Source organism: Paenibacillus guangzhouensis, assembly GCF_009363075.1.
Lineage (GTDB): Bacteria > Bacillota > Bacilli > Paenibacillales > Paenibacillaceae > Paenibacillus_K > Paenibacillus_K guangzhouensis.
This window is the reverse complement of the sequence record NZ_CP045293.1, coordinates 790,003-805,904: the sequence shown is the minus strand read 5'-3', so window position 1 is coordinate 805,904 and position 15,902 is coordinate 790,003. Positions and strand designations below refer to the sequence as shown.

Here is a 15,902-nt window from a genome sequence, read left to right as displayed (position 1 = left end):
AATTTGCCCCAAAATCAGTCACCTCATTTAGCTATAGTCTTTTTCCTCGGATAAGATTTCGGAGATTGCGCCTTGAATTTCAACGGTGTCCGGTGTGCACATGAAGATGTTGATGCCAAGCTTAGAGATATTCCCATTCAGCGCATAGACGGTCCCGCTCAAAAAATCGATAATACGCATCGCCTGATCTTTGCGAATCCGCTGCAAGTTCACAACGACAGAACGGCGAGAACGCAGATGGTCTGCAATTTCTTGCGCTTCGTCATACGAACGCGGTTCATAGAGCACCACTTTGGCATTTTTCTGCGAGTGGATGCTAACCACATTACTTGCTTTTACATTTTTACGTGGTTCAAAGCTCGGGGTTTCAATTTCTTGTTCTTCTTCGTGCGTTATTTTCTCCCGTTCGACCACTTCTTCTTCCTCTTGCAGCCCCAGAAAATTCATAAACCGATTCATAACGCCCATTACACTTCCTCCTTATCCCCTACTAAAATAGAGCCGAGTCGAATCCAAGTTGCTCCCTCTTCAATGGCCACCTCAAAATCGTTGGACATTCCCATGGAAAGGTGTTGAATGGGGTCTTCTGTGATTGCAAGCTGGTTAAGCTCATCCCGTAGAGTTCGCAATCCGCGAAAGACCGGTCGTGTCTGTTCTGCTTCATACTCGAATGGCGCCATCGTCATGAGTCCGGCGATCCGAATTCGAGGGTATGCGCGTAATTCTTCAATGAATGGAACGAGCTGTTCAGGCTCCATGCCATACTTCGACGTCTCCCCAGAGACATTCACCTGCACGAAGCAATTCACATCCATCTGTAACGCTTCCGCTTTCTTGTTCAATTCCTTGGCAAGCGACAGCCTGTCCAACGAATGAATATAAGCAAATTTGCCGATAACATCCTTCACTTTATTCGTCTGCAGATGACCGATGAAATGCCATGTCCCTTGGTTCCCGAGCGCATTCCACTTCTCCTCGGCATTCTGCCAACGATTCTCACCAATATGCTCTAACCCATGCTTCAGCACGGATTCCGTCATCGCGAGTGATACATATTTCGTTACGGCAATGATATGTACATCTTCACGCAGTCTACCGCTGCGTCTGCATGCTTCATTCACACGTTGTTCCACGAGCTCGATTCGCTCTTGCAATGCCATGCGAAGATCACTCCTTTTCTATTGCGATCCAACTGATCATTCGACCTGTTCTTCCTTGATCGCGTCGATGAGAGAAGAAATCCTCCTCCTGACAACTTGTACACCACGTAGAACATTCGATATTTGTCGGTAGAATTCCTGCTTTTATCATAATGTGTCGATTAAATTGTTTCAAGTCAAGCATGAACTTCCCGTTTGGCTTCGCGATATAAATCGGAGGATCTTGGTCTGTTAGAGCGAACGTCTGTGCTAAGTCTTTCACATGCTGCATGACATGTTCATCTACTTCATAGCAGCAGGCGCCAATCGAGGGACCAATTGCAGTCCGTATATTGCTCGGAATCGAGCCGTAAGCCTCGCCCATCTTCTCAATCGTCTTTGCGGCAATCTCAAGTACAGTTCCTTTCCAGCCTGCATGGGCAAGTCCTACCGCCCGAACGACAGGATCCCAGAAGTATAACGGAACGCAATCGGCGTAAAACGAGGTCAGCCACACGCCGGGTACATTGGTAATCAATGCGTCCGTATCCTGGATAGCCGATGCTCTCGTCTCACGTCCGAGTCCGCGCTGCTCTTCTTTCACTTCAAACACATGATTGCTATGCACTTGCTCACCGCACGTCCATGCCTCGAACGGAAGCTGCAGCACCTCTGCGATCGCTTCCCGGTTCCGGATGACATCTTCATCCCGATCATGAACGTGAAAGGCGCAATTTAACGAGTCATAGGGGCCGCTGCTGACACCGCCATTTTTCGAAGAAAAACCTGCTGTAATGTCCGATCCCTTCGTTATCCAAGGTTTCAGCATAAATAGAGCAGGTGCTGATGGTCTAGTCTGTTGTACGAATGGTTCCATTGTTCATTCACCTCAACCCTAGTGTACCATAGGCTGCCGTTAATTTTCACTAACTAGGATAGGTTCGCGTCTCTCGCGTCATCGGGTCCAGCCGCTCGTATCGGTCTGATAATGGCTCATATTCCTCCTGCTTCGTGACACGTGTCTCATCCATTTTGACGAGGACGACGTCCGCACCGATCTTCACGATATTCCGCCAAGGAATCACAAGGTCGGTTCCCCCACCGAATAGACCAAGAAATTTATTATAGTTCGGCACGACAATCGAGCTGATCCGCCCTTGACGCAAATCCAGTTCCAAATCTGATATTTGCCCGAGCTTCTTCCCGTCCACAATATTAATAACATCCTTCGTCTGAAAATCCGATATCTTCACCCGTCATCACCACTAACCTTATAATTTTAGGGTTCGTACCCTCCCTCTCACTTCGCATGAAGGAATGGGAAATGGGCTGATACACGACTATATCCTAAATATATGTGGAAAAGACGTAAAATGTCCTGATCCTCAAAAGAAAACCGAAACTGGTTAAGCGTTATGAAACCCCGAAGCATATCCATCTTCAATTTCAAAAAAGCCCTAACGCATTCAACGTTAGGACTTTCATAGCCAACTAGAGATTTACGATTTAACATGCTTCTGCATCTGATTAATGGCCGATTTCTCAAGTCTCGATACCTGTGCCTGGGATATGCCAATCTCCTCTGCCACTTCCATCTGAGTCTTCCCTTCGAAAAATCGCATAGATAAGATCATTTTCTCACGATCGTTCAGTTTGCGCATCGCTTCACGAAGTGCAATCTCCTCAATCCAAGATACATCCTTATTCTTATCGTCACTGATCTGGTCCATCACATAAATCGGATCTCCGCCATCATGATAGATCGGCTCGAAGAGCGATACGGGATCTTGGATGGCATCTAGGGCGAACACGACATCTTCTTTGGGGACATTCAGCGCTTCAGAGATTTCGAAGATCGTCGGTTCACGCGCATTCTTATTCGTTAAGCTGTCGCGAACCTGAAGCGCTTTGTACGCAATATCTCGTAGCGAGCGTGAGACGCGAATCGGGTTATTGTCCCGAAGGTAACGCCGGATCTCACCAATAATCATCGGTACGGCATACGTAGAGAATTTGACGTTCTGACCTAGATCAAAGTTATCGATGGCTTTCATCAACCCGATGCAGCCGACCTGGAACAGATCGTCCACAAATTCCCCGCGATTGTTGAATCGTTGAATGACGCTGAGTACGAGCCTTAGATTGCCATTCACTAATTTCTCTCTTGCTGCTCGTTCATTTTGTTGTTGTAAGGCGACGAATAATTCGCGCATTTCCGCGTTCGTTAGAACTGGCAGTTTTGCAGTATCCACACCACAAATCTCGACTTTATTTCGGGTCATCGTGTACAACCTCCCAAGGAGAAACATTAATGTTCATTATCTCCGAGGGCTGTTTTTTTATTCCTTTTTCAGGTTACAATTCGACACATCTTCGACTCATTTCGACGCCTACTCCGCGCCAGGCTTTGCTTATACCATCTTATTAAATTCTTTTCGCAGCCGTTTAATAATTCGCTTCTCCAGTCGTGAAATATAGGACTGTGATATGCCGAGCATATCCGCAACATCCTTCTGGGTCTTCTCTTCCCCATCCGTGAGTCCAAAGCGCAATTCCATAATGACACGCTCACGGTCCGATAATTTATCTAATGCCTTATGTAAAAGTTTGCGGTCTACCTGCTCCTCTATATTCCGGTAAATCGTATCGTTCTCCGTTCCAAGGACGTCGGATAGCAATAGCTCATTTCCATCCCAGTCGATATTGAGCGGCTCGTCGAATGATACCTCTGTTCGGATCTTGCTATTTCGACGTAGATACATCAGAATCTCATTTTCGATACATCGTGAAGCATAGGTCGCGAGCTTAATCTTCTTGTCAGGATCGAACGTATTAACAGCTTTGATGAGTCCAATGGCGCCGATGGAGACTAAATCCTCAATGTTAATGCCGGTGTTCTCGAATTTACGAGCGATATATACGACAAGCCGCAGGTTGCGTTCGATTAACATCGCCCGTATCGCCGTATCTCCCGAGGATAGTCTCGTTAGTAAATATTCTTCCTCCTCGCGCGTGAGGGGCGGAGGTAGGGCCTCGCTGCCGCCAATATAATAGATCTCTTCGCTCTTCAACCCTAGCAAAAAAAGAATTCGGTAATAGTTCAATTGCATTGTCAATTTCAGTTTTAAGAGCATTCCGTCTCCTCCTAAACATTAATGATGAAATAGCGCGCTATGCAGAATCGCCTGATAGCTGCCATCTGACGATAGCTTGCCGCCATCTAGACCGATTAATACCTTCGTGCATTCCGTGGTCGTTCCACCATGAGTCAGAATAACCTTATCCGGTTTGACAGCGATCATCCACTGTGTACTGCCACGGTTCACCCCACGGTAAGGAACCATTCGGAGCCGATCTTGCCATGGTACGGATGCGTCTTGCATTTCCATAATCCATTGATCGGCAGAGAGATCACGCAAACGATCAATCCATCCTTCGGGGAACGCATTTAACCATAAGCCCGCTTCCATGACGATGACAGGGCTGCGCGTCAGCGGGTCAGTCAACTGATTCCCGGTATCAATGAGTCCGATACAGCTTGACTGATCTTGATCGATCCAGACTTCCACTTGCGCGAGAAATTGCGTCATCGCTTCTTTGTTCGCACGGCTGCGTATCACGGTACGATACAAAAGAAATGTAACGACGAGCCCGATGGCAATAATCCAGAACCCAATTTTCAAATTAAACTGAAATCCACCGGAGTGGGAGAACCAAATGCCGTTTAATACATCGCCTGAATTCTGCATCAAGTAATGGAGTCCAAGGATGCCTCCTGCCGCCACAAAATTTATGACATAGAATGCTGCCATATTGCGTAAGTAGTTCTGTAGGCTGTTAAATCCAAACGCAATCCAGAGCATCCCCAGAGACATCAGAAATTTAATTAAAAATGTAAATAAGAAAGATAATGCGGGTGCGAACATCATCACGACATACGAAGCACCAAGAACGGACGCTGCAATCAGACGCCAAATTCGAGGCTTTATTTTACGCATCCATGCCGTTGTCCATAATAGTGCACCATCAATGAGCAAATTCATGAGAAAAATGAGATCAAGATATACAACCAGTCGCTTCACCGCCTCATCACATCCACCGAACTTGGCAACGGATGAAACTAGTATATTAAACCTCATATTCAAAGTCTGTCTAAACATGGAGAAGCTGTGCATCTTTTTTTGTCGAAGAAACGAACCGAGGAAAATTGCTTAAATCATGAAAAAAGCCCATCTCACAGAAATAAATTCTGTAAAATGAGCTTGTCGACGAAGTATTAATCGTTATGACGAGGACGATTGCGTAAGAAGGTCGGAATATCCAATTGATCGCCTGACGGCTGATTGCCGAACGGTCGTAAATGACTCGTAGAACGAGTATCTGGAGCCTCTTCCGTTTGTGCAGCAGTCACAGGTCTGCGAGCAGGGATGTGAACCGGCTTCGATTCGAACCCTGTTGCGATAACAGTTACTTTGATATCGTCTTTCATGTCTTCTTCAATCCTCGCACCGAAAATCATATTTACTTCTGGATCGGATGCCGAGATAACAATTTCAGCTGCTTCATTGACCTCATACAAGGATAAGTTCATCCCGCCAGTGATGTTCATGATGACACCACGAGCGCCTTCAATCGAAGTCTCGAGAAGTGGACTCATAATCGCTTTACGCGCAGCTTCGGCCGCACGGTTCTCTCCATTCGCAACGCCAATCCCCATTAATGCAGAGCCGCGCTCGGTCATGATCGTCTTCACGTCCGCAAAGTCAAGGTTGATTAACGCTGGTTCAGCGATCAAGTCCGAAATACCTTGTACCGCTTGACGCAATACGTTATCGACTTCACGGAATGCTTCAAGCATTGGTGTCTTCTTATCCACCATCTCCAATAGGCGATCGTTCGGAATGACAATAAGTGTATCTACTTTTTCTTTCAGTGCTTCGATACCGAGTTCTGCTTGCGTAGAACGTTTGCGGCCTTCGAAAGAGAAAGGACGTGTTACGACTCCAACCGTTAATGCACCGCATTCTCTAGCGATTTCAGCAATCACTGGAGCAGCACCCGTACCTGTTCCGCCACCCATACCTGCAGTAACGAACACCATATCTGCACCGCGCAAAGTATTCATAATCGCTTCACGGGATTCTTCAGCAGCTTTCTTCCCCACATCTGGGTTCGCACCTGCTCCAAGTCCACGTGTTAATTTATCACCAATTTGTAAACGATGCTCCGATTTTGCCAAATGAAGCGCTTGAGCATCTGTATTTACAGTAATAAATTCTACGCCTTTAACGCCATTATCAATCATTCGGTTGACTGCGTTGCTACCGCCGCCACCTACGCCGATGACCTTTATTTGCGCTAACGACTCCATTTCAAAATCAAATTCCAACATAATCTCCATCTCCCCCTCATTGCGCTAGCCTGCCCAGGATATCTTCATGCCTGTCATCTTATATGAAATCCTCAAAAAATTTCTTCATACGGTCAAAAATACCCGGCTTTTCTTCCACACTCTTTGGCGCTTTGGGACGATTCGCAGCCTTCTTCGCAGGTGAAGCATTACGCATTCTAACTGTGCGAATGACACTATGAATAATACCAACACCGCTCGTGTAGCCCGGATCACGTACACCGATAAAATCTGGAACGGCAATGCGGACAGTCGCTTCCAGTTCCGTTTGGGCAACTTTTAGCACGCCTGCCATGCATACTGTTCCACCTGTTAAGATATATCCGCCTGGCATCTCGCTATATCCTAATCTCTTAACCTCTTGACGCACCATTTGGAAGATTTCCTGAACACGAGGTTCAATAATCGCCGCTAGATCTAATTGGGAGAATTCTTTCTCGACATTGCTGCCAATGCGAATGACTTTGAAGACTTGATCCTCTTCCGCATCCGGACCATAAGCGCAACCGAACTTCAGCTTCACTCGCTCCGCTTGGTCAGTCAATGTGCGAAGCCCATAGGCAATATCGTTGGTGACGAATTCGCCGCCAATCGGCAACGTTGACGTCGCAATCATCGCTCCATTCTGGAATACAGCAATGGTCGTCGCGCCTGCACCAATGTCGACCAAGATGGATCCCATCGTCTTCTCATCCTTGGACAGCGCCAACTGTCCCGCTGCTAGAGACATAAGCACGAGATCTTTTACTTTTAAATCTGCTTTTTCAACGCATCTTAATAGGTTATGTATCGCTGTCTTCGCACCCGTAATGATCGTTGCTTCCACTTCCAGGCGTACGCCAATCATGCCGCGTGGATCTTGAATGCCCTCAAGCCCGTCCACAACATATTGCTTCGCAACCACGTCAATAATCTCTCGCTCAGGAGGGAGAGCAATGACTTCAGCAGCTTTTAACACCCGTTCAATATCTTCATCACCGATCTCACGATCTTCATTTGACACAGCAACTACGCCATGACTTGATTGTAGCCCAATATGATTTCCTGAAATTCCGACAAAAACTTCCGATATTTGAATGCCAACCATACGTTCTGCATGATCGACAGCATTGCGAATCGACTGTACCGTCTGGTCAATATCTACAATTGCTCCTTTTCGAATACCTTCCGAGTCGGCAGATCCAACTCCAATAATATTAAAGGTTCCATTGTTCATTTCACCGATAATAGCTCGAACTTTGGATGTACCGATGTCCAAACTAACAATGATGTCACCGTTGCTCAATCTGTGGCACCTCCTATTTCTACCTAAGTATAATAGTAATATTGTATGACACTCTGTACATATTCAACAAATTTTATGTATTCCCTCTTTTTTCTACAATTTTTTTATTGGTAAATGTTTACCAAAACTCAAAAAAAGACGGGCAAACCTATAACTACCATTCTAACATTTTTTCACATTATTGAGTAGTCTCTTTTTCCGGTTCAATGTCCGATGTTGCGCGGTCGAACGGCTTATACGTGTCTGCTGCCAGCATCGTAATCAGCCCCGGCTGTTGTGTCTCAATCACTTTATTCAAGTACTCTGCCTTATCCTTTAATAGCGATATGGATGTCGTAATCTCGAACTGTGAACGAGTATACATCTTGATGCGATCCGGGTACGCCTTCGTAGGATCGGGGATAATCTCGGATATATCCGTGAGCAGTTCATCAGGGATCATCGCGAGCTGCTTGCACAGTTGGGCAAGTAACGGATCGCCCGATTTCCACTGGGTTAGAATAGGCTTCTCTACGAGGACATGATCCTGCTGCAGTAAGACATTCGTCCCATTAGAAAGTATACCTGTAATCTGTCCGTTCCCTTGTGATATTTGATACGCTACCGCAGGAAATTCTTGAACATTAATCTGAATGACCCCAGGGAACTGAAGATCAATCTTCACATCTTCAACGGCTTGGATTTTTCGAATTCGCTCGCTGATGGTTTCCTTGCTTGTCCCAAAAAATTGATCGCCAACATGAAGTCCACTTTTCAGCAATATCTCCTCTTTGGTGATCATGTGGTAACCCTTAATCTGAATCTCTGAAATCTTGCTTACGGAAGATCGAAAGAATAGAACGGCTAAAATGACGACAAAAAGAAGCAGCAGGATCAGAAGCAGCTTTCTGCTGGTGTTCTTCTTTACTTTTTTCTCTTTTAATACGGGAAGCTGCTTAGCCATATCCATACCACCTATAAAAGCCTCGATCCCCTCCAGCGAGCGAAGGGGATGAAGGCGGTTAATTTGCAAAGTCAAGCTGCCTTGCTACTTGCGATTCACGATATATCGTTGCCCCAAGACTCGTAAATAATCGCTCAATCTGATCATAGCCGCGGTCAATATGATGCACTTGTTCGATGACTGTCTTCCCTTGCGCACAGAGTCCAGCAATGACAAGCGCTGCTCCTGCGCGTAGGTCGGTTGCTTCCACCGTTGCTCCGAACAATCGGTTCACGCCGCGGATAAAAGCAGAATTTAGATCCGTCCGAATATCTGCACCCATCCGGGTCAGTTCTTCGACATGCTTAAATCGACCTTCAAAAATCGTCTCTTTCATAATGCTAAATCCGTCCGACAACGACAGCAGTACCATGATCTGAGATTGTAAATCTGTCGGAAATGCCGGGTAAGGCGAAGTTACGATGCGTTCAACCGCAAGCGGTCTTGTCTCGCTGCTCACTTGTATTATATCATCGTCTACTGCCACTTGAACACCGGCCCGCCTGAGTACATGGATGAGAGATGTTAAATGCGATGCATTTACATGTGTTAGCGTGACATTGCCTCGCGTGGCTGCTGCAGCGATCATAAACGTCCCTGCGACAATGCGATCCGGAATCACCTCGTACGAACAAGGCGTCAGCTCCTCAACCCCCACAATTGTGATCGTATCTGTTCCAGCTCCGATAATTCGGGCGCCTAACCGATTCAAGAAATTCTGCAAATCCTGGATTTCCGGTTCTCTTGCCGCATTCGTGATGACTGTCGTACCTTTGGCCAAGACAGCCGCCATCATAATATTCTCCGTCGCGCCAACGCTTGGGAAATCTAGATGGATATTCGCGCCTATCAGTTGTTCCGCTCTGCAAATAATGCGTTGATCCGTCTGCAATATTTGAGCACCGAGTTCCATGAGTCCACAGAGATGCAGATCAATCTTGCGTTCGCCGATTGCGCAGCCTCCCGGCTGGTAGATCTGCACTTCCCCAAAGCGAGCCAGCAGCGGACCCATCAAGAATATGGAAGACCGCATTTGCTTCATTAAGGATTCCGGAACATGCGAGGAATTCGCTGCGGTTGTATCAATCACGACGGTATCGCCTGAATGCTGCGTCTCGCAACCAATATCCTCTAAGATTTGCAGCATAACCTGTATATCCAGCAATTTCGGAACATTATGAAGCTGTATTCTTCCACGCGTCAGAAGGCTTGCTGCAAGAATCGGCAATGCGGCATTTTTCGCTCCATGGATACGAATGGTTCCTGATAGGGGTCTCCCTCCCTCAATCACCAATTTGTCCAATGTATCACCTCCGAGTTTACCGCTCACCCACGACCAACACTTCCGGCACTAACGAAATCCCATACTTCGACTGGATCGTCTGCCTTATCTCCTCGATTAGGGTGAGAACATCTCTAGCTGTCGCTTGCCCGGTATTCACAATGAAATTGGCGTGTAACGTCGATACTTCAGCGCCCCCAACACGATAACCTTTCAAGCCCGCTTCTTGAATCAGTCTCGCAGAGAAATCATTCGGCGGATTTCGAAATACGCTGCCACAGCATGGCAACTGATAAGGCTGTGTTTTTCTTCGACGTTCTTTGTACGATGCCATCGCGGCCGCGATTTCTTTCCGATCCCCATGTTCGAGTTTGAAGGTGGCTTCAAGAACGATCCCCTTCACCTCTTGCAATATGGAGTGTCGATAAGCAAATTGCATATCCGACGTGGTATACCGTACCAATTCCCCGGTCTCCAGTACAATCTCAGCTTCCTTTAATATACGTGACACATCTGATCCATGAGCTCCTGCATTCATGTATACAGCGCCGCCGACCGTTCCCGGAATGCCCCCTGCAAATTCCAAGCCCGATAGACCTTCTTTACCCGCCTTAATACTAAGTGTGATAAAAGAATACGCACCGCCTACACGAACCTCATCGCCGGTAAATTGGATGTGATCCATTCCTTCTCCTAGTTTGATCACAACACCTCGGATGCCTTTATCGGTCACGAGCATATTGGATCCTTTACCAATTGAAGTCCAAGGAATTCCGTGCTTATGCAGCAGCTTGACCGTTTTCACCAGTTGTTCTTTTCCGCCCGGTATGATGAGGACGTCTGCAGGCCCTCCGATTTTCCAAGTCGTATAATTTGCTAACGGCTCATGGTAGAGCACCTTACCGACATTCGCGGATGCTAATTCAGATAAAAACGGCTGCATTCTAATGAACCCTCCTTCTATGCCTCAATAAGAGAAGCGTCATCAGGCATGAATACGACTCCAAATCGGTATGATAAACCGGAACTCATGAATGTCTGTCACGATTATAGAGTATCTTATGTCAGACAGAGGGGGAGTGTGACAATCGCCTAAGTTCTTCTCTTGTGTGCAAATTCTTGATGTTTTTACTTATTTATTGTTTTTCACTAAACGCTGCAATTCACGTACAATCATTTCTGCTGAATCCGGTTGGCCAAGGGATCGCGCACCTTGTGACATTTGCTCGAACCGAATTTTATCTTTCATTATCGCTTCCACCCGAGCGAACAACTTATCGCCATCGAGATCCTTCTCGAGAATCACTTCTGCTGCATTCACTCGCTCTAAGGAGCGTGCATTCGCTTCCTGGTGATTGTTCGTCACGTTCGGTGAAGGAATCAGGATCGACGGTATGCCTAACGCCGTTAGCTCCGCTAGGGAAGACGCGCCGGAACGGCCGATGACAAGCGATGTCGCAGCGAGCACATCCGGCATGTTATGGATATAAGGCAAGACTTGCAGATTCTTAGGCATCGGATTAACAGCTTGCTCGATACGTTCCTTCGTGCTTGCAAAGTAACTCTCGCCGGTCACATAGACGAAATGCACATCGGATAGATGTGCAAGCGCAGGTGCCATCTGAACCATCGCATCATTGATCGCTCTGGCGCCGCGGCTACCGCCAACGACCAGCACGACCCGACGTCCTTCAGGAAGTCCTAACACGTCGTATCCTTTACGACGATTAGCCTTAAATACGGCTGTAGCACGCGGATTGCCTGTGTATAGGACATGTTTGCCTTTACCAAAATGCTCCTTCGATTCTGGGAAGCTCAGAGCTACCGTATCGGTGTAGCGGCTTAGGAATTTGTTCGTCAGCCCTGGGATTGCATTCTGCTCATGAATGAGCGTCGGAATCCCCAGCTTCGAAGCCGCATAGACGACCGGTCCGCATACGTACCCTCCCGTTCCGATTACAACGTCCGGTTTGAATTGCTGCAGCAACTTCTTCGAACGGTTAACCCCTTGAATGAAACGCAGCACCGTCCGCACGTTATCTAAAGACAGCTTACGACGGAATCCTGTAATTTCAATCGATTCAAATGGTATATTTTCTTTCGGAACCAACGTGCTCTCTAGCCCTTTCGTTGTCCCTATGTATAGTATTTTTGTATCTGGATGTTCTGCTTGACATTGTCTCGCAATCGCAACAGCCGGATAGATATGTCCTCCGGTGCCGCCGCCGCTGAGTACAACTCGCATGACACTCACCTCGCGTAACGGGATATATTGAGTAAAATGCCTAACGCGGTCAGCATTAACGTCAGAGAAGAACCTCCATAGCTGATTAATGGCAGCGTAATTCCCGTTACCGGCATCAGACCGATGACGACGCCAATGTTAATGATGACCTGCACAGCGAACATACCGACGATGCCAACCGCCAGGAAACTTCCGAACGGATCGGATATCGTCATCGCTACGCGCATCCCGCGCCAGACTAAAATAAGAAATAATAATAAAACGGTCATCCCGCCAATAAATCCAAGTTCCTCCGCTAGGATCGAGAAAATGAAGTCCGTCTGCGGCTCCGGTACGTAGCTGTACTTCTGTCGGCTCATGCCAAGCCCGAGTCCAACAAAACCGCCTGGCCCAATTGCATATAAGGACTGAATGATCTGGTATCCCGCGCCGAGCGGATCACTCCATGGGTCTAGAAACGAAGTTATCCGAGCAAGTCGATACGGCGCAGCTAGAACAAGACCAACAAAACCCGCAACACCTACCATCGCTAGCGAAACCAGATGCCGTATCTGTGCTCCTGCCGTATAAATCACGATTAGTGAAGCTCCGACCATCACCGTACCTGTTCCGAGATCGGGCTGCAGCATAATAAGTCCAAAGGCAAGCCCCATAATGCCAAGCGGCGGCAGCAAGCCTCGGACGAACGAATCCAATTCCTTCTGGCGATCTGCGAGCAGCTTCGATAGAAACAGAATCATCGCCAGCTTCATAAACTCAGAGGGCTGGATACCGAAGGAGCTAATTCCGAGCCAACTTCGTGCACCACCCCGTACAGCCCCGATCCCCGGGATCAACACGATGACGAGCAATGCGAAGCAGATGAGCAGCCCCACCTTCGCATACTTCTTCCAGACCCAATAGTCTGTATTCATCGTAAAATACATCGCAACTAACCCAAGTACAGCAAATAGCAACTGGCGCTTCACAAAATAGAACGAGTCGCCGTGCGCGTGGAATCCCACAACAGCTCCGGCGCTGTACACCATCACCATTCCGATGCCGAGCAGCGCGAGGATCGAGAAGATCAGCCAAATATCTGGCGCGGAACGAGTTTTTGACATAGCAGGCACACCCTTACATTTAAAATGTGAGGGCTCGAACATGCCCCCCTATTAAAGATTATGCACGGCCTCTTTAAAAATTCGTCCACGCTGTTCATAGGAAGCAAACATGTCCCAGCTAGCGCATGCCGGTGAGAGAAGAACGATGTCTCCAGGTTTAGCAAGCTGAGCAGCTTGCCGGACGGCCATGCGCAGCGTATCCGCCGCATCTTCCACAGTATCGACGGTTTTAATATCCAATATCCCCGCTTTTTCCGCAACAGACGCTAACTTGTGACGCGTCTCGCCAAGGGTCACAATCCCTCGGACATGCGCTTGCAGCGCTGGAATCAGATCGTGAAAATCCAGACCTCGGTCAAGACCGCCAGCAATGAGGATAATATCTTCTTTGAACGCTTGCAGCGCCATAATCGTTGCAATGGCATTCGTTGCTTTTGAATTGTTGTAATAGACAACCTCGTTCTTCACCTCAACAAATTCCAAGCGATGCTCTACACCGCGGAATTCGGCAAGCGGAGCTCGAAGCTCCGAAGGGCTTACGCCTGCAGCGATACTGATTGCCGAAGCTGCTAGTGCGTTATCTACATTGTAGCGACCTGGCAGACCGATGTGATCGACTTCGATAATCGGATGAACCTGCGCCTCATGATCTCGGTAGACGACATGTCGAATGACATGCTCTCCTGCATTCACGTCTGCTTCTTCGGCATATGGCGGTTCAACATACACACCGAATGCAAGACGCTCCTTGCCTGAGAAAGGCAGCACTTGTGCAGAGACATCAGCAGCCAGTCTCCGGCAGACCGGATCATCCATGTTAAGCACAGCAAAATCAGAATCCGTCTGATTAGCGAATATTTTCGCTTTGGATCCAATATAATCGTCCATCGAACCATGATAGTCCAGATGGGTCTCTGCAACATTCAGCAGGCACGCGATATGCGGACGGAACGCACTCGTCCCTTTTAATTGGAAGCTGCTTAATTCCACAACCATATGGTTCTCAGCCGTTGCCTTCGCGACAGCCTGAACAAGCGGCGTACCAATGTTCCCCGCCACGATCGGATGCTTCCCGGCATGCTCTAATATTTTACCCACCCACGTGGTGGTCGTTGTTTTCCCATTTGAGCCCGTGATCCCAATCATCGGCGCAGCAGATATGTAAGAAGCGACTTCCACTTCCGTGACAATCTCGATTCCAAGTTCCAACGCTTGCTGCAGCGGCTTGACGCTATAGGGAATTCCCGGATTTTTGACAACAAGGGCCACGCCGGGGTGAATTAGTTCGTCCGGGTGCCCTCCGCAAATAACAGAAATGCCCAAAGCTTCTAATTCGTCAGCTTCGGGACTCTGGTCTCGTTCTTTCTTATCATTGACGATCACGTTCGCGCCCCACTTGGCGAGTACTTTCGCGACTTGCAAGCCGCTTTTGGCAAGACCAAGAACAACGACGTCTTGGCCTCGATAGCTTTCTGGTAACAACATGCACTACAACCCCTTGTTGATATAAAGTCCAAGCCCTGCGAGCAGCAGGCCTACGATCCAGAACGTAATAACGACGCGCCATTCTGACCAGCCTGACAATTCAAAGTGATGATGGATCGGACTCATCTTAAAAATCCGCTTGCCTCTCAATTTGAAGGAACCGACCTGAAGAATAACGGACAGCATCTCAATAACAAATACGCCTCCGATAATAATAAACAACAGCTCGGTTTTCGTCAAAATCGCAATCGCAGCAATCGCGCCGCCAATTCCCAAGGAACCGGAATCCCCCATGAACACTTTGGCAGGATGCGCGTTATATACAAGAAAACCGAGTACGGCCCCAATCATGGCTGCGGCTGCGATAGCAGACGCATGTCCTTCAACTTGCATCGCAACGACCGTAAAGGCCCCGAATGCAATGGCGCTAACGCCTGATAACAAGCCGTCTAGCCCATCCGTGAAATTCACTGCATTACTGATCGCGAGCATCATTAACGTAATGAACACATAGTAGAACCAGCCGAAATCCCAAGCCACCGAAGTGCCCGGTATCGCAATCACCGTACTATGATTGTTCGAAATTAAGAGAGCACATATGATGACAGCAAAGAGCAGTTGACCGAACAACTTCTGCATTGCCGTTAAGCCAAGCGATCTTTTGAACACAATTTTAATATAGTCATCCAGGAATCCAACAAGACCGAACCCTAATGTCGCCACGAGCAAGACAATAAAGTCCGTATTCATCACGGAGAACTTCAAGAAGCTAAGTGTAAAAGCAAGTAGAATAATAATACCGCCCATTGTCGGCGTACCTGCTTTTTTCAAATGCCCTTGAGGGCCATCCTGTCGAATCTGCTGACCGAATTTCAATCTTCGGAGCAGCGGAATACATAATGGTCCTGCAATCACCGCTAACAGAAACGAAACCCCGATCGTAAGTAATACCAATTTAAAGTCCACTACCG

At 47.6% G+C, this 15,902-nt stretch carries 16 protein-coding genes; all 16 read right to left on the bottom strand.

Annotated features, from left to right (window positions below; genetic code table 11):
- Window positions 1-27 precede the first annotated feature (27 nt).
- The 16 genes from GCU39_RS03360 to mraY all read right to left on the bottom strand — a co-directional run bounded on the left by GCU39_RS03360 (window position 28) and on the right by mraY (window position 15,897).
- Window positions 28-468 carry a cell division protein SepF gene (locus tag GCU39_RS03360; RefSeq protein ID WP_152392213.1) on the bottom strand — a complete coding sequence of 147 codons (441 nt, stop codon included), beginning with the start codon at window positions 466-468 and terminating at the stop codon, window positions 28-30.
- On the bottom strand, window positions 468-1,160 hold the full coding sequence (locus GCU39_RS03355; RefSeq protein ID WP_152392212.1) for a YggS family pyridoxal phosphate-dependent enzyme: 693 nt from the start codon (window positions 1,158-1,160) through the stop codon (window positions 468-470). The genes GCU39_RS03360 and GCU39_RS03355 overlap by 1 nt, the downstream gene beginning before the upstream one ends.
- A gap of 7 nt (window positions 1,161-1,167) precedes the next feature.
- On the bottom strand, window positions 1,168-2,016 hold the full coding sequence (gene pgeF, locus GCU39_RS03350; RefSeq protein WP_152392211.1) for a peptidoglycan editing factor PgeF: 849 nt from the start codon (window positions 2,014-2,016) through the stop codon (window positions 1,168-1,170).
- 49 nt (window positions 2,017-2,065) lie between these two features.
- A complete protein-coding gene (locus GCU39_RS03345; RefSeq protein WP_152392210.1) occupies window positions 2,066-2,392 on the bottom strand; it encodes a YlmC/YmxH family sporulation protein in 327 nt (108 codons plus the stop codon).
- 246 nt (window positions 2,393-2,638) lie between these two features.
- On the bottom strand, window positions 2,639-3,421 hold the full coding sequence (sigG, locus tag GCU39_RS03340; protein ID WP_018756670.1) for an RNA polymerase sporulation sigma factor SigG: 783 nt from the start codon (window positions 3,419-3,421) through the stop codon (window positions 2,639-2,641).
- A gap of 129 nt (window positions 3,422-3,550) precedes the next feature.
- Window positions 3,551-4,273, bottom strand: a complete 723-nt coding sequence (gene sigE, locus GCU39_RS03335; protein ID WP_152392209.1) for an RNA polymerase sporulation sigma factor SigE — start codon at window positions 4,271-4,273, stop codon at window positions 3,551-3,553.
- An 18-nt stretch (window positions 4,274-4,291) separates the two neighbouring features.
- The gene (spoIIGA, locus tag GCU39_RS03330; protein ID WP_407671694.1) at window positions 4,292-5,212 is read right to left on the bottom strand and encodes a sigma-E processing peptidase SpoIIGA; all 921 of its coding nucleotides are present in this window, start codon (window positions 5,210-5,212) and stop codon (window positions 4,292-4,294) included.
- Window positions 5,213-5,415: 203 nt separating this feature from the next.
- The gene (ftsZ, locus tag GCU39_RS03325; protein ID WP_152392208.1) at window positions 5,416-6,531 is read right to left on the bottom strand and encodes a cell division protein FtsZ; all 1,116 of its coding nucleotides are present in this window, start codon (window positions 6,529-6,531) and stop codon (window positions 5,416-5,418) included.
- A gap of 58 nt (window positions 6,532-6,589) precedes the next feature.
- A complete protein-coding gene (gene ftsA, locus GCU39_RS03320) occupies window positions 6,590-7,834 on the bottom strand; it encodes a cell division protein FtsA (protein ID WP_152392207.1) in 1,245 nt (414 codons plus the stop codon).
- Window positions 7,835-8,012: 178 nt separating this feature from the next.
- Window positions 8,013-8,777, bottom strand: coding sequence for a cell division protein FtsQ/DivIB (locus GCU39_RS03315; RefSeq protein WP_407671634.1), 765 nt, complete (start codon window positions 8,775-8,777; stop codon window positions 8,013-8,015).
- Between the two features lie 58 nt (window positions 8,778-8,835).
- Entirely contained in the window at window positions 8,836-10,119 is a 1,284-nt protein-coding gene (murA, locus tag GCU39_RS03310) for a UDP-N-acetylglucosamine 1-carboxyvinyltransferase (RefSeq protein ID WP_152392205.1), read from the bottom strand.
- Window positions 10,120-10,135: 16 nt separating this feature from the next.
- Window positions 10,136-11,041: a UDP-N-acetylmuramate dehydrogenase gene (murB, locus tag GCU39_RS03305; RefSeq protein ID WP_152392204.1), complete on the bottom strand. Its 906-nt coding sequence runs from the start codon at window positions 11,039-11,041 to the stop codon at window positions 10,136-10,138.
- A gap of 189 nt (window positions 11,042-11,230) precedes the next feature.
- Window positions 11,231-12,343, bottom strand: coding sequence for an undecaprenyldiphospho-muramoylpentapeptide beta-N-acetylglucosaminyltransferase (gene murG / locus GCU39_RS03300; protein WP_152392203.1), 1,113 nt, complete (start codon window positions 12,341-12,343; stop codon window positions 11,231-11,233).
- A gap of 5 nt (window positions 12,344-12,348) precedes the next feature.
- Window positions 12,349-13,446, bottom strand: coding sequence for a stage V sporulation protein E (gene spoVE / locus GCU39_RS03295; RefSeq protein WP_152392202.1), 1,098 nt, complete (start codon window positions 13,444-13,446; stop codon window positions 12,349-12,351).
- Window positions 13,447-13,497: 51 nt separating this feature from the next.
- Entirely contained in the window at window positions 13,498-14,931 is a 1,434-nt protein-coding gene (gene murD / locus GCU39_RS03290; protein WP_152392201.1) for a UDP-N-acetylmuramoyl-L-alanine--D-glutamate ligase, read from the bottom strand.
- Window positions 14,932-14,934: 3 nt separating this feature from the next.
- Window positions 14,935-15,897 carry a phospho-N-acetylmuramoyl-pentapeptide-transferase gene (mraY, locus tag GCU39_RS03285; protein ID WP_152392200.1) on the bottom strand — a complete coding sequence of 321 codons (963 nt, stop codon included), beginning with the start codon at window positions 15,895-15,897 and terminating at the stop codon, window positions 14,935-14,937.
- Window positions 15,898-15,902: the final 5 nt, after the last annotated feature.